Consider the following 13,753-nt stretch of genomic DNA (forward strand, 5'->3'; position numbering starts at 1 on the left):
TGTTCTCGCTCGTGGCCGACGACCTGGCGGCGGGCCGGCTGGTGCGGCCGCTCGACCTTTCGGTGCCGAGCGCCGCCAGCTACCATTTCGTCACCACGACGCGGTCGATGCGCCGGCCGATGGTGCGAGCCTTCCGCGACTGGATCGTCGCCGCCGCGGCCGGCACCACCCGGGTGCCGCGGGAGCCGGACATGTCGTCGCGCCCGGCGGATTGAGCGCAGGCCGGCCTTGCCGGGCCCCGCCGGCCGGGCCATCTGCCGTCCGTGGCAACGACCGGAGGACAGGCGCGTGATCGACCCGAAGAAGCTGTTCGAGGATTTCCTGGGCGGCGGCAAGCAGCCCGGCGGCAAGACCTCCGGCTTGTCCGGCAATCTCGGCACGCTGGCCACCGGCGCCGTCGGCGGCGGGTTGATCGGCCTCCTCCTCGGTTCGAAGAAGGTCAGGAAGTTCGGCGGCTCGATGCTCGGCTATGGCGGCGCCGCGGTGCTCGGCGGCCTGGCCTACAAGGCGTGGCAGGACTGGTCGGCCAACCGGGCGCCGGCCCCGGCCCAGCCCCCGGCGCAGCAGCCGATCCCACTGCCGCCGCCGCGCAGCCCGTTCGACCTGGAGACGCAGAGCGCCGCCGGCGGCGGCGACGCGCGGATCGCGGTGGTGCGGGCGATGATCGCCGCGGCCAAGGCCGACGGCCATATCGACGCGACCGAGCAGAAGGCGCTGTTCGACCGCATCGGCCAGCTCGGCCTCGGCACCGAGGAGAAGGCCTTCGTCATGGACGAGCTGGCCAAGCCGCTCGACATCGCCGCGATCGCGGCCCTGGCGGCGACGCCGGAACAGGCGGCGGAGATCTGGCTGGCCTCACGGCTGGCGATCGACGCGGACGACCCGCGCGAGAAGGCCTATCTCGACGACCTGGCGGCGCGGCTGAAGCTGCCCGACGGGCTCACGGCCCATCTCGAGGCGCAGGCGGCCGCGGCGGTGTGAGAGGCCATAAACACATCCGTCATGGCGAGGCGCGCAGCGCCGTGGCCATCCAGGGGCCGATGCGAGCGGCCCTGGATGGCCACGCCCCTTCGGGGCTCGCCATGACGGAGGGATAGGCTGCGAACGCGGGCCGCCTCAGGCGACGACGTCGATCGTGTAGCTCTCGGTGACCGGGTTGGCCAGCAGCTTGCGGCACATCTCGTCCAGGCGCGCCTTGGCCTGGGCGGCGTCGGCGGCGGCGATCTCGACCTCGATCACCTTGCCCTGCCGCACCTCGCCGACCTCGTCGAAGCCGAGGCCCTGCAGGGAATGACCGATCGCCTTGCCCTGGGTGTCCAGGACACCGGGCTTCAGCATGACGTGGATGCGGGCTTTCATGGGGCGACCTGGTTCTCGCGGATGTCGACGACACTTCCTTCCGGCAGGATGCCGAGGCGCCGGGCCACTTCCTGATAGGCCTCGAGGACGCCGCCGAGATCCTGGCGGAAGCGATCCTTATCGAATTTCTCGTTGGTCTGCACGTCCCACAGGCGGCAGTTGTCCGGGCTGATCTCGTCGGCCAGGACGATCCGCATCTCATCGTTCTCGTCGTACAGGCGGCCGAATTCGAGCTTGAAGTCGACGAGCTTGAGGCCGATGCCGAGGAACAGGCCGGTGAGGTAGTCGTTCACCCGCAACGACAGCGACACGATGTCGTCCAGGTCCTGGGCGTTGGCCCAGCCGAAGGCGGTGATGTGCTCCTCCGACACCATCGGGTCGTTGAGCTCGTCCGACTTCAGGTAGTACTCGATGATCGAGCGCGGCAGCGGCGTGCCCTCGGGCACGTTGAAGCGCTTCGAGAACGATCCCGCGGCGATGTTCCGCACCACCACCTCGAGCGGGATGATCTCGACCTCGTGGATCAGCTGCTCGCGCATGTTCAGGCGGCGCATGAAATGCGTCGGCACGCCGATCTCGGACAGGCGGGTCATCAGGTACTCGGAGATGCGGTTGTTCAGCACCCCCTTGCCCGAGATCACCGCCTTCTTCGTCCCGTTATGCGCCGTCGCATCGTCCTTGAAGTACTGGACGATCGTGCCGGGCTCCGGTCCTTCGTAGAGGACCTTGGCCTTGCCCTCGTAGATGCGCCTGCGGCGGCTCATGTCGAAACGTCCACGGTGATGCCAACAAAAAAGGTCGGGACGTCCCGGCAGGACGTCCGCGTCCGCGCACATATAGCAAGCGCACGTCTGCTAAACAATTGCACGCTCCCTGTTGCCTCGGGGGTGACCGCGGCGCGCAGAGTCGCTATATCCTGCGCCATGATGCGACGTGCGCCCGCGGCCGCGGGCAGGTGGAAGGACACGGCATGACGACGTTCGACTCGCGGGGGCAGGCTTTCGAGGCGGAGTTCCAGCACGACCAGGAGCTCCTGTTCCGGATCCAGAATCGGCGCAACAAGCTGCTGGGGCTGTGGGCGGCCGAGCTGCTGGGCAAGACCGGCGCCGACGCCGAGGCCTATGCGAAGGAGGTCATCATGTCCGACTTCGAGAAGCAGACCGACGAGGACGTCCACGACAAGGTCTATGCCGACTTGAAGATCCACGACGTCGACCTGTCCGACCACCGGCTGCGCAAGAAGATGGATGCGTTGCTGGCGGTGGCGCGGCAGCAAATCATGACCGAGGCGACGCCGAAGTAGCATCGGCGGCAGTCCGGACGGGAAGGGCGGCTTCGGCCGCCCTTTTTCGTTCGATCGGCCGCGGGCGTTGCCCGCAGTTTGAGATTGGAAATTTCACACAAGAGAAATAACATTCCGGTCGGGTGCAATTTTTAAGGCCCCGCCTCGTTGCCCTGATGCATTTAAGAAAGGAAATTTCATGTGCGACCAGCATTGTCCTGCTGAAGCGGAGCGGCCGGCGCTCCCGGTCTCACGCCGCGGCCTGCTCGTCGGCGGCGCGGCTCTCCTCTCGGCCGGCGCGGCCCTCTCCGCCTGCGGCGCGGCCGAGGCCAAGGGCAAGGGGCCGGCGGCGACGGCCCCGGTCTCCCCCGACGAAGCCCTGCAGCGGCTGATGGACGGCAACGCCCGCTATGTCGCCAACGCGCCGGCGCAGAAGGACTATTCGGCCGGCCGCGCCGCCCGGGTGGCCGCCCAGTACCCCTTCGCCTCGATCCTGAGCTGCGCCGATTCCCGCGTCGCGCCGGAGCTGGCCTTCGACCAGGGGCCGGGCGATCTGTTCGTGGTCCGGGTCGCCGGCAACTTCCTGAACGATGACGGGCTGGCCAGCCTCGAATACGGGGCGCTGGTCCTGAACATCCCGCTGATCCTGGTGCTCGGCCACAGCAATTGCGGGGCGGTCGACGCGACCATCAAGGTGCTGAAGGACGGCACAAAGCTGCCCGGCCATCTTCCCGAGCTGGTCAATTCGATCAAGCCGGCGGTCGAGGCGGCGAAGGCGAAGGGCGGGGCGGATCTCCTCGCCGACGCCACCGTCGAGAATGTCCGCCGCAACGTCCAGCTCCTGGTCACCGGCGACCCGGTCGTCTCGGGGCTGGTCAAGCAGGGCAAGGTCAAGGTCGTCGGCGGCGTCTACGACCTAGCGTCCGGCCGGGTCGCCGCGGTCTGACCCTGGCAGGGCGGGGAAGGCTCAGCCCTTCACCGCCCCCGCCGTCAGCCCGCTGGTCATGGCGTTGCGGAAGACGTAGTAGATCACGGCCGGCGGCACGGCGTAGATCAGCCCGGTCGCCATCAGCAGGTTCCACGGCGAATCGTCGGCCGACAGGAACAGTCCCAGCCCGACCGACAGCGGCGCCGCCTTCTCGCTCGACAGCAGCAGGAAGGCGTAGAGGTACTCGTTCCAGGCCAGCAGCAGCGCGTAGATGCCGATCGCCACCAGGGTCGGGCGCATCAGCGGCAGATAGACCATGCGGAAGATCTGCAGCGGCTTGGCCCCGTCCATGATCGCCGCCTCGTCCAGCTCGCGCGGCAGCTTGTCCGAGGCCTGCTTCAGCACCCAGATGGCGTAGGGCGAGGCCAGGGCGATCATCGCCAGGATCAGCGCGGTCTGGGTGTCCAGCAGCCCGTAGGAGCCCATGGTCTTGTACATCGGCACCGCCAGGAAGGCGGCAGGGATCAGGTAGGTGGTCAGCGCCAGGTTCATCACGTGGCGGCCGCCCGGCACACGCAGCCGGCTGATGGCGAAGGCGGCGCAGGTGGCGACGAACAGGGTCGCCACCCCGGTGGTGACGGCGATGAAGAAGCTGTTGCCGAGCTGCAGCCAGAAGTTGCTGAGATAGTAGTGCTGCTGCCGGAACACGGTGAGGAAGTTGGAGAAGGTCGGATGCTCCGGCCACAGCGTGCCGGCCAGCACCGCGTCCTGCGGCGAGATCGCCAGGATGAACAGGTGGTACAGCGGCACCACCGTCCACAGCACCACCGGGATGGCGATCGCGATCAGCGCCGCCTCGTTGAGAAAGCGCTTCATGCCTCGCCTCCCTTGGACAGGCGCTTCACCATGACGAAGACCAGCGGCAGGATCAGCGGCATGGCGACGATGATCGAGGCGACGCCGAGGTCGAGGGCGTTGTTGCGCAGGTAGCGGATGCCCAGCGTGGCCAGCACCTGGGTGCTGTCGTTCGGGCCGCCGCCGGTCAGCAGATAGACGCTGTTGAAGTCGCCCAGCGTCCAGATCGTCGACAGGATGGTCGAGGTGACGTAGAGCGCCGCCACCGACGGCCAGGTGACGAAGCGGAAGCGCTGCCAGCGCGAGGCGCCGTCGACCGAAGCGGCCTCGTACAGGTCGCGGGCGATGGCCAGGCGGCCGGTCAAGAGGATCAGGGTCCAGAACGGCAGCGACTTCCAGATATGGACCACGACGGCGCCGAAGAAGGCCAGCCAGGGATCGGTCAGCCAGGGCGGCCCCTCGAAGATGTCGAACAGATGGAACAGCTGCTGGTTGATCATGCCCGTCTCGGGATTGAGCATGACCCGGAAGGACAGGATGGTCGGGATCGACGGCACCGCCCAGGGCAGGATGAACAACACCAGCAGCAGCCGGATCCACCAGCGCGGCACGGCGAAGAAGCCGGACAGGCCGAGCGCGATCACCATCTTCACATTCACCGCGATCAGCAGGAACAGGATGGTGTTGACCGCCGCGGTCAGGAAGATCGGGTCGGCGAACAGCCGGCGGTAGCTGGCCGGGTTGGCGCCGAGATAGAGGCCGTAGCCGACCGGATAGGCCACCAGCACCAGGAACACGGCGATGTAGGGTATCAGCAGGATCGCGCCCCAGGTCGCCCAGGTGCGGCGGTGGCTGCCGCGGGCGGCGGCCGGGGGCGCATGGATCGTGGTCGCGGTCATCGGCTGGATCCTCTCTGAGCAGGGGCTGCGGCCCGGCCTGCGCAGCGTTGCGCGCAGGCCGGGCCGGCAGGCCGGTCCTAGCCAGCGATTTCCTTGATCCGGGCGATCATCTCATCGACTGCCTGGTCGGGCGAGACCCCATCCTGCGTCACGCGGTTCAGCGCCTTGGCCCAGACATTCTCCGCATTCACCGTGGTGAAGTGGTAGTTGTAGACGAAGGGGAAGGGCACGGTGCCATCGGTGAACTGCTTCGACACCACGGCGCGGTGCGGGTCGGTGCCGTCGGTCCAGAACGGCCGGGCGGCGCCGGACTTGGTCACCGGGTACCAGCGGCCGACCGAGCCCTCGACGAAGGGCGTCAGGTTCTCGTCCTTCATCATGAAGGCCATGAACTCCTTGGCCCGGGCCTTGTTCTTGGCGTCGGCGAAGATCACCGCGGTCTTGGTCGCGGCCAGGTTCGGCAGGGTGCCGCCATCCGGCTTCTTCGGGAACAGGGTGGTGCGGATGTTCTCCGTGTAGTTCTTCTTCGCCTGGGCCCGCTGCTCCTCGGTCAGCGACGGGTTGGTCGAATCGTCCAGGTGCTTGCCGGGGATCGAGATCGTGGCGTTGTCGGTCAGCACCGTCGTCTTGTTGTGGAAATTGACGTTGTTGTCGGTGTCGAGCCAGTTGACCGAGGAGGGCGGAGTGCAGCCGCGGGTGAAGATCGAGCTGTAGCTCTTCACCGCCTCGATCATCGCCGCCCGGTTCTCCGGCTGGTCAAGCACGATCTTGCCGGTCTCGTCGACGATCTTGACGTTGTAGGCGTTGGCCCAGGTCAGGAAGCTGAAGAAGGTGTCCGACGCGGCGACGCTCATCGGCTGGCCGATGCCGTAGATCCGCTTGCCTTTCTTGCGCAGGGCGCCCTGCACCTTGTCGCACCAGAAGTCCCAGTACTCGTTCCAGGTGCCGGGGATGTCGGCCTCGCCGAAGCCGGCGTCCTGCAGCATGTCCTTCCAGTAGAAGATGTGCATGGTCTGGCGCTCGATCGGGAAGGCGTAATAGGCCTTCTGCCCGGTCTTGCCATTGGTCAGGAAGGTGGTGGCCAGCGCGTCGGGCTGGAAGCTGTCCTTGATCGGGGCGATGACGTCGCTGACATCCTCCAGCCGGCCCTCATAGGCCCATTGGCCGGTGGTGCGGAAATCATAGGTGGTGCAGTAGCCGACATCGGGCGGCGTGCCGGCCTCGACCGCCGCGACCGACTTCACGATGCAGTCCTCGGTCGAGTACAGCGACAGCTCGACCTTCACGCCGGTGGCCTTCTGGTACCGGTCGATCAGGGCCAGCAGGGCGTCGTCCTCGCCCTTGTAGAAGCCCTTGGTGAACCAGACGGTGAGCGTGTCCTGCGCCTGGGCGGGCGCGACAGCGGCGAGGCCGAGGGCCAGGGCACAACCCGCCGTGAGATGGCGGAGACCGATCTTGGGCATGGAACTTCTCCCAGAGCTGAGGATGGGGCGCGGCTTCCGCCGTCTTGATGGTGGCCTCCGGAGGACCGGAAGCGGGAAGGATCAGGCGCGGCCGGGCCTCCTGGCCGTCGAGCCGCGCTCGACGATCTCGAAGCCGACATCGATCACCCGGGGCGGCGCCGGCGCGCCGTCCCGGGGCTCGAGGACGTGCAGCAGCAGCTCGCCGACCCGGCGGCCGATGTCTTCGGCATCGATTCGCACGGTCGACAGCGCCGGCACGCATTGCCCGCCGATCTCGAAATCACCGAAGCCGAGGATCGACACCTGCTCCGGCACGGCGATGCCGCGGCGATGGCACTCCATCAGCGCGCCCACGGCGGCGAGATCCGACACGGCGAAGATCGCCTCGACCGGCTCATCGGCGTCGAGCAGCTGGGCCATGGCGGATGCGCCGCCGGCGAAGGACACCGGCACCTGGCCGCGCTGGACCACGGCATCGGCCGGCAGCCCGGCCTGGCGCAGCACCTGGGTGAAGCCGGCCAGCCGCGCCTCGCCGCGGAAATCGTGGCTGGCGCCGCCGATCGCCGGGCCGATCGCGCCGATCCGGCGATGCCCCAGCGCGATCAGGTGCCGCGCCGCGGCCCGGCCGGCCTCGATGTTGGAGAAGCCGACGGCGCGGTCGATCGGCTCGGCCGCGCCGCAATCCCAGATCTCGACCACCGGAATGCCGGCGCTGCGCAGCATCGTGCGCGCCGCCTCGGTGTGATGCATGCCGGCCAGCACGATCGCCTCCGGCCGGCGCTCCAGCATCGCCCGGACCAGCGCCTCCTCCTCGCTCATGCGGTAGAGGGTGTAGCCGATCAGCAGCTGGTAGCCGGTCTGGCGCAGCGCCTCGGTCAGGCCGTGCGCGGTGTCGGCGAAGTTGGAGTTGGTGATGGTCGGCACCAGCGTGGCGATAAAGCCGGTGCGGCGCGACGACAGGGCGGCGGCCACTTTGTCGTCGACATAGCCGAGCTGTGCGATCGCCTGACGGATGCGATCGCGCGTCTCCGGCGCCACCCGGCTGCTACCGGCCTGCACCCGGGACACGGTCATCGGCGAGACCCCGGCGAGACGGGCGACGTCCCGCATGGTCGGCCGGAGGGAACGCTTGGGCATGGCGGAGCTTTCGGTCGGCCGTCTCGCCCGGGCTCGCGGTGGGGATCGCCGATCCCGGCGCCTCCTGTCGGCGGTTCCGGGGCGGATGGGGCAGGGCCGCGCTGGGGCGCGGCAGGCCATGCGGCGCGTCATCGGCAGGGCCGGAGGCGCGGGACGGTCGGGCGAAAGCGATCGACGGCAAGCACGATGTCGGCCCTCCCCATGGCCAGGATTGATTTGTCATTCTTATTGATGTGACCGGTAACATGGATGGTTACGGCCGTGCAAGCGATCGTGTCTCGGGCCGAGTCATCGACCGGATCGGCCACAGTCCCACATGGTAAATTCCTGGCGGTTCGACCGGTCGGAAGGAGAGGAGCGCATACCAATCGGGCGCCATGCCCCCTATAACCAGTCCGAAGCACTGTTTTCGGGGAGGCCCGCATGAATGAGCATCCGGAAGCGTCTCGCATATCCACGGGCAGCGCCGGGCTGGATGACATCCTCGGCGGCGGGCTCGACCCCGACCGGCTCTACCTGTACGAAGGCCGGCCCGGCACCGGCAAGACGACGATCGCGCTGCAATTCCTCCTCGCAGGCGTCGCCAGGGGGGAGCGCGTGCTGTTCGTCACGCTGTCGGAGACGGAGCGCGAGCTCGACCTAGTGGCGCGGCGCCACGGCTGGTCGCTCGAAGGGGTCGACATCTTCGAACTGGTGCCGGCGGAGACCACACTCGACCCCGCGCAGCAGGTCACCGTGTTCCACCCGGCCGAGATGGAGCTGAGCGAGACCATCAACCAGATCTTCGCGCGTGTGGAGCAGGTCAACCCGGCCCGCGTCGTGATCGACAGCCTCTCCGAACTGCGGCTGCTGGCGCAGAATCCGCTGCGCTACCGGCGCCAGGTGCTGGCGCTGAAGCATTTCTTCGCCAAGCGCCGCTGCACGGTGATCCTGCTCGACGACTTGACCGCGGCCCAGGACGACCTGCAGCTGCACTCGATCTCCCACGGCGTCGTGCTGCTCGAGCAGCTGGCGATCGACTATGGCGCCGAGCGGCGGCGCCTGCGCGTGGTCAAGATGCGGGGCATCCGGTTCCGGGGCGGCTATCACGATTTCACGATCGAGCCCGGCGGCCTGCGGATCTTCCCGCGCCTGATCGCGGCCGAGCACCACACGCCGTTCCCCGCGGGTGTGGCGCCCAGCGGCAATGCCGAGCTGGATGCGCTGCTCGGCGGCGGCCTGGACCGTGGCACCAACGCCCTGATCATCGGCTCCGCCGGCGTCGGCAAGTCGTCGCTGGCGATCACCTTCGCCATCGCGGCGGCGCAGCGCGGCGAACATGCGGTGTTCTTCGGCTTCGACGAGGGGCGCGGCACGGTCGAGGCGCGGGCCCGGACGCTCGGCTTGCCGCTCGACGAAGTCCTTGCTTCGGGGCTGGTCGAATTCCGCCAGGTCGACCCGGCCGAGCTGTCGCCGGGTGAATTCGCGATGGCGGTCCGTGAGGCCGTCGAGAAGAACGGCGCCAGGCTGGTCGTGATCGACAGCCTGAACGGCTATCTCAACGCGATGCCGGATGAGCGCTTTCTCATCCTGCAGATGCACGAGCTGCTGAGCTATCTCAACCAGCAGGGGGTGCTGACGCTGCTGCTGCTGGCGCAGCACGGGCTGGTGGGGCCGCAGGAGACGCCGGTCGACATCAGCTATCTCAGCGACGCGGTCCTGATGGTCCGGTACTTCGAAGCCGACGGGGCCGTGCGCCGGGCCTTGTCGGTGGTCAAGAAGCGCACGGGAATGCACGAGCACACGATCCGGGAATTCCGCCTGACCAGCCAGGGCATCCATATCGGGCCGCCGCTCTCGGAGTTCCGCGGGGTCCTGACCGGGACGCCGGAATATGTCGGAACCGCCGATCCGCTGCTGTCGTCCGGTGGGCCGAATGGGGCCTGATCCCAGCAGCCTGCGGGTGCTGGTCTGCGCGCCGATCGGCCGCGACGGAGCGGCCTCGGCGGAGATCCTGGTGCGGGCGGGGCTGGCGGCGACGGTGTGCCCCGGCCTCGACCGGCTGGTCGAGGAGCTGGAGGCCGGCGCCGGCGCGGCCTTCGTCGCCGAGGAGGCGCTGCTGGGACACGACATCACCGGCCTGCTCGCATGGGTCGATGCCCAGCCGCCCTGGTCGGACCTGCCCTTCGTCCTTCTCACCAGCCATCGAGAGCAGACTGGGGTCGCCGCCTGGCGCGTGGACATCATCCAGCGTCTGCGGAACGTCACCCTGGTCGAGCGGCCGGTGCAGCCGATCAGCCTGACCAGCACGCTGCGGGCGGCGCTGCGCAGCCGCTCCCGGCAATACGACGTGCGCGGCTTCATCGCGGCGCAGGAGCAGGCGGCCCAGCGGCTCGAGGCGCTGGTCGCCGCCCGGACGGCGGAACTGAACGCCAGCAATGCCCAGCTGCGCGAGGAGATGGCGGAGCGCGCGCGAAGCGAGGAGCAGTTCCGCCTGTTGATCCAGGGCGTGACCGACTACGCCATCTACATGCTCGATCCCGAAGGCAGGATCAGCAGCTGGAACGCCGGCGCCGAGCGCATCAAGGGCTACAGCCCGGCGGAGATCATCGGCGAGCATTTCTCCCGCTTCTACACGGATGAGGACCGGGCCGCCGGATTGCCGGCCATCGGCCTCGCGGCCGCGGCGAGGGACGGCCGGTTCGAGAGGGAAGGATGGCGCGTCCGCAAGGACGGGACGCGCTTCTGGGCGAATGTGGTGATCGATGCCATCCGCGATCCCGCCGGAAACCTGACCGGCTTCGCCAAGGTGACGCGGGACATCACCGAGCGCCTGGAATCGCAGCGGCAGCTGGAGCAGGCCAGGGAAGCGCTGTTCCAGTCGCAGAAGCTGGAGGCGATCGGCCAGCTGACCGGCGGCGTGGCCCACGACTTCAACAATCTGCTGATGATCATCCTCAGCAGCCTGGAGCTGGTGCGCAAGCGGCTGCCGCCGGATCCCGCCGCGGCCCTGCCCCTTCTCGACAACGCCGTCCAGGCCGCCCAGCGCGGGGCGACGCTGACCAAGCGGATGCTGGCCTTCGCGCGCCGGCAGGAGCTGACGATCGAAGCGGTCGACATCGCCGAGCTGGTGCGCGGCATGACCGATCTGCTGCGGCGCTCGCTCGGGCCGTCGATCGCGATCGAGACCCGGTTTCCCGCGGACCTTCCCAAGACGTTGACGGATGCCAACCAGCTGGAGACCGCGCTGCTGAACATTGCCGTCAACGCCAGGGACGCGATGCCCGGCGGAGGGTCGATCACGATCGCGGCGCATGTCGTCTCGGCCAACGAGCCGTCCCCGGGCCGCTATGTCTGCCTGTCGGTGACGGACACCGGCGACGGCATGGACCCCGAGACGCTTGCCCGGGCGACCGAACCATTCTTCACCACCAAGGGCGTCGGCAAGGGCACGGGCCTCGGCCTGTCCATGGTGCACGGGCTGATGGAGCAGTCCCATGGCCGCATGGTGCTGGCCAGCCGGAAGGGAATCGGCACGACGATCGAGCTCTGGATGCCCGTGGCCGCGCCCGGCGCCGCATCGTCACCTGTGACGGATGCCGTGACGGCCACAGCGGCGGACACTTCGCCGAAGCGCCTCCGGATCATGGCCGTGGACGATGACGGCCTGGTGCTGCTGAACACGATCACGATGCTGGAGGAGCTGGGCCATGCGGCCGTCGGGGCGACGACGGCGGAACAGGCGCTGGACGCCCTCCGCCGCGAGGCCGCGGACCTCGTCATCACCGACCATGCGATGCCGCGGACGACCGGCGCCGAGCTGGCGGGCCACATCGCACGGGAATGGCCGGGCATCCCGGTGATCCTGGCCACCGGATATGCCGAGCTGCCGGCCGGCGTGGGGGCGGACCTGCCGAGGCTCGGCAAGCCCTTCTCCCTGGAAGAGCTGGACGCCGCCATCAGATCCGCGATGTCCAATGCAGCCGAGGCGGATGGTACCGGTCCCTAGGCCTCACTGCTGCCGCAGGATCACGGCCGACAGCGGCGGCAGCGACAGCACCAGCCGGGGGGAATCCGCCGGGTCGACGACCGGCGGGGCCGCGCCGATGATCCCGCCGCCGCCATAGATCCGGTCGTCCGTGTTCAGGAGCGTCTGCCATTGCGTCCGCTCCGGCACGGGGATGCGGTAGTCCAGCCGGGGCACCGGGGTGAAGTTGCAGGCGATCAGGATCGATGGATCGCCGTCCCGGCCGTGCCTGAGATAGGCGAAGACGCTGGCCTCCCCGTCATCGGGCACGAGCCAGGTGAAGCCGGACGATTCGGCGTCGCGGCGGTGCAGCGCCGGCTCGGCCCGGTAGATCCGGTTCAGGTCGCGCACCAGGCGCTGCATGCCGCGATGCAGCGGGTCGTCCAGCAGATGCCAGTCCAGCTGGGCATCGTGATTCCATTCCCGCTCCTGGCCGAACTCGCCGCCCATGAACAGCAGCTTCTTACCCGGCGAGCTCCACATGAAGCCGAAATAGGCGCGCAGATTGGCGAAGCGCTGCCAGGTGTCGCCGGGCATGCGGCCCAGCAGCGAGCCTTTGCCGTACACCACCTCGTCATGCGACAGCGGCAGCACGAAGCGCTCGCTGAAGGCATAGAGCAGCCCGAAGGTCATCGCATGGTGGTGGTATTTGCGGTGGATCGGGTCCTGCGCCATGTAGCCGAGCGTGTCGTGCATCCAGCCCATGTTCCATTTGAAGGAGAAGCCGAGGCCGCCCTCCGATACCGGCGCGGTCACGCCCGGCCAGGCGGTCGATTCCTCGGCGATCACCGCGGCGCCGGGATACTTTTCGGCCACCAGCGTGTTCAGCCGCCGCAGGAAGGCGATCGATTCCAGGTTCTCGCGCCCGCCATGAATGTTCGGGATCCACTCGCCCGGGCGGCGGCTGTAGTCGCGGTAGAGCATGGAGGCCACGGCATCCACACGCAGCCCGTCGATGTGATAGCGGTCCAGCCATTCCAGCGCGCTGGCCAGCAGGAAGGCGACCACCTCGGTGCGGCCGAGATTGTAGATCCAGGTGTTCCAGTCGCGGTGGAAGCCTTCGCGATCGTCGCCGTGCTCGTAGAGCGCGGTGCCATCGAAGCGGTGCAGCCCGTGGGCGTCGCCGGGGAAATGCGCCGGCACCCAGTCCAGCAGCACGCCGATGCCGGCGCGGTGGCAGGCATCGACGAAGCGGGCGAAGGCCTCCGGCGGGCCGAAGCGTGCGGTCGGGGCGAACAGGCCCAGCGGCTGGTAGCCCCAGCTGCCGGCGAAGGGGTGCTCGGTGATCGGCATCAGCTCGAGATGGGTGAAGCCCATGCCGGCGACATAGGGCACCAGCCGCTCCGCCAGCCCGTCCCAGCCCAGCGGCTGCCCGTCCTCGTCGCGCAGCCAGGACCCGGCATGCAGCTCGTAGATCGAGATCGGGGCGGAGGCGGATTGCCGCTCCGCCCGGCCCTGCAGCCACGCCTCGTCGGTCCAGCGGAAGGGCAGGGGCAGCGGCACCACCGAGGCGGTGTGCGGCGGCAGCTCGGTCTCGCGCGCCAGTGGGTCGGCGCGCTGCGGCAGCAGGTTGCCGTGCCGGTCCAGCAGCTCGAACTTGTAGAGGGCGCCGTCGGCGACGCGGGGGATGAACATCTCCCATATCCCGCCGTGATGGCGCAGCCGCATCGGGTGGCGGCGCCCGTCCCAGCTGTTGAACTCGCCGACCACCGAGGCGCGGCTGGCATTCGGCGCCCAGACGGCGAAGCGCGTGCCCTCGACCCCGTCGATCGTCACCACCCGGCTGCCCAGGCAGCGCCGCACCGCCTCCGGGTCGCCCGCGGC

12 protein-coding genes and 1 pseudogene are annotated in these 13,753 nt (G+C 68.7%); 6 read left to right on the top strand and 7 right to left on the bottom strand.

The window, feature by feature from the left end; translation table 11 throughout:
- Nucleotides 1-215 (top strand): annotated as a pseudogene (locus ABDW35_RS19285) (transcriptional regulator); the annotation flags it as partial.
- 73 nt (nt 216-288) lie between these two features.
- A complete protein-coding gene (locus ABDW35_RS19290) occupies nt 289-981 on the top strand; it encodes a tellurite resistance TerB family protein (RefSeq protein WP_343715507.1) in 693 nt (230 codons plus the stop codon).
- 135 nt (nt 982-1,116) lie between these two features.
- Here ABDW35_RS19290 and purS read toward each other — a convergent pair whose 3' ends face one another.
- Both purS and purC read right to left on the bottom strand, forming a co-directional pair.
- Nucleotides 1,117-1,359 carry a phosphoribosylformylglycinamidine synthase subunit PurS gene (gene purS / locus ABDW35_RS19295; RefSeq protein WP_034833008.1) on the bottom strand — a complete coding sequence of 81 codons (243 nt, stop codon included), beginning with the start codon at nt 1,357-1,359 and terminating at the stop codon, nt 1,117-1,119.
- Entirely contained in the window at nt 1,356-2,123 is a 768-nt protein-coding gene (gene purC / locus ABDW35_RS19300) for a phosphoribosylaminoimidazolesuccinocarboxamide synthase (RefSeq protein WP_034833007.1), read from the bottom strand. Before purC ends, purS begins: the two co-directional genes overlap by 4 nt.
- 206 nt (nt 2,124-2,329) lie before the next feature.
- On the opposite strand from purC, the gene ABDW35_RS19305 reads away from it, so the two are divergent.
- Nucleotides 2,330-2,662 (top strand): DUF1476 domain-containing protein, encoded by a 333-nt coding sequence (locus tag ABDW35_RS19305; protein ID WP_034833006.1) that lies wholly within the window; start codon nt 2,330-2,332, stop codon nt 2,660-2,662.
- A 178-nt stretch (nt 2,663-2,840) separates the two neighbouring features.
- Nucleotides 2,841-3,587 (top strand): carbonic anhydrase, encoded by a 747-nt coding sequence (locus ABDW35_RS19310; RefSeq protein ID WP_343715508.1) that lies wholly within the window; start codon nt 2,841-2,843, stop codon nt 3,585-3,587.
- 21 nt (nt 3,588-3,608) lie between these two features.
- Here the strand turns inward: ABDW35_RS19310 and ABDW35_RS19315 are convergent, their stop codons facing one another.
- From ABDW35_RS19315 to ABDW35_RS19330, 4 genes are all read right to left on the bottom strand, one after another.
- On the bottom strand, nt 3,609-4,445 hold the full coding sequence (locus ABDW35_RS19315) for a carbohydrate ABC transporter permease (protein WP_343715509.1): 837 nt from the start codon (nt 4,443-4,445) through the stop codon (nt 3,609-3,611).
- Nucleotides 4,442-5,323 carry a sugar ABC transporter permease gene (locus ABDW35_RS19320; protein ID WP_343715510.1) on the bottom strand — a complete coding sequence of 294 codons (882 nt, stop codon included), beginning with the start codon at nt 5,321-5,323 and terminating at the stop codon, nt 4,442-4,444. Before ABDW35_RS19320 ends, ABDW35_RS19315 begins: the two co-directional genes overlap by 4 nt.
- Before the next feature lie 77 nt (nt 5,324-5,400).
- Complete coding sequence (locus ABDW35_RS19325) at nt 5,401-6,786, bottom strand: extracellular solute-binding protein (RefSeq protein ID WP_343715511.1); 1,386 nt, start codon at nt 6,784-6,786, stop codon at nt 5,401-5,403.
- Nucleotides 6,787-6,867: 81 nt separating this feature from the next.
- Entirely contained in the window at nt 6,868-7,923 is a 1,056-nt protein-coding gene (locus tag ABDW35_RS19330; RefSeq protein WP_343715512.1) for a LacI family DNA-binding transcriptional regulator, read from the bottom strand.
- Nucleotides 7,924-8,346: 423 nt separating this feature from the next.
- Between ABDW35_RS19330 and ABDW35_RS19335 the strand changes: the two genes are divergently transcribed.
- Nucleotides 8,347-9,849, top strand: coding sequence for an ATPase domain-containing protein (locus ABDW35_RS19335; RefSeq protein WP_343715513.1), 1,503 nt, complete (start codon nt 8,347-8,349; stop codon nt 9,847-9,849).
- On the top strand, nt 9,839-11,911 hold the full coding sequence (locus ABDW35_RS19340) for a PAS domain S-box protein (RefSeq protein WP_343715514.1): 2,073 nt from the start codon (nt 9,839-9,841) through the stop codon (nt 11,909-11,911). Before ABDW35_RS19335 ends, ABDW35_RS19340 begins: the two co-directional genes overlap by 11 nt.
- Before the next feature lie 3 nt (nt 11,912-11,914).
- Here the strand turns inward: ABDW35_RS19340 and glgB are convergent.
- A partial coding sequence (gene glgB / locus ABDW35_RS19345; RefSeq protein ID WP_343715515.1) for a 1,4-alpha-glucan branching protein GlgB occupies nt 11,915-13,753 on the bottom strand: 1,839 nt, incomplete at its 5' end.

Origin of the sequence: Inquilinus sp., from assembly GCF_039594555.1 — a bacterium.
Taxonomy (GTDB): Bacteria; Pseudomonadota; Alphaproteobacteria; order DSM-16000; family Inquilinaceae; genus Inquilinus.

Bases quoted from the DNA above. Each gene is read 5' to 3' on its own strand.
- purS (WP_034833008.1), bottom strand. From the start codon at position 1,359: ATGAAAGCCCGCATCCACGTCATGCTGAAGCCCGGTGTCCTGGACACC.
- purC (WP_034833007.1), bottom strand. From the start codon at position 2,123: ATGAGCCGCCGCAGGCGCATCTACGAGGGCAAGGCCAAGGTCCTCTAC.
- ABDW35_RS19305 (WP_034833006.1), top strand. From the start codon at position 2,330: ATGACGACGTTCGACTCGCGGGGGCAGGCTTTCGAGGCGGAGTTCCAG.
- ABDW35_RS19310 (WP_343715508.1), top strand. From the start codon at position 2,841: ATGTGCGACCAGCATTGTCCTGCTGAAGCGGAGCGGCCGGCGCTCCCG.
- ABDW35_RS19315 (WP_343715509.1), bottom strand. From the start codon at position 4,445: ATGAAGCGCTTTCTCAACGAGGCGGCGCTGATCGCGATCGCCATCCCG.
- ABDW35_RS19320 (WP_343715510.1), bottom strand. From the start codon at position 5,323: ATGACCGCGACCACGATCCATGCGCCCCCGGCCGCCGCCCGCGGCAGC.
- ABDW35_RS19325 (WP_343715511.1), bottom strand. From the start codon at position 6,786: ATGCCCAAGATCGGTCTCCGCCATCTCACGGCGGGTTGTGCCCTGGCC.
- ABDW35_RS19330 (WP_343715512.1), bottom strand. From the start codon at position 7,923: ATGCCCAAGCGTTCCCTCCGGCCGACCATGCGGGACGTCGCCCGTCTC.
- ABDW35_RS19335 (WP_343715513.1), top strand. From the start codon at position 8,347: ATGAATGAGCATCCGGAAGCGTCTCGCATATCCACGGGCAGCGCCGGG.
- ABDW35_RS19340 (WP_343715514.1), top strand. From the start codon at position 9,839: ATGGGGCCTGATCCCAGCAGCCTGCGGGTGCTGGTCTGCGCGCCGATC.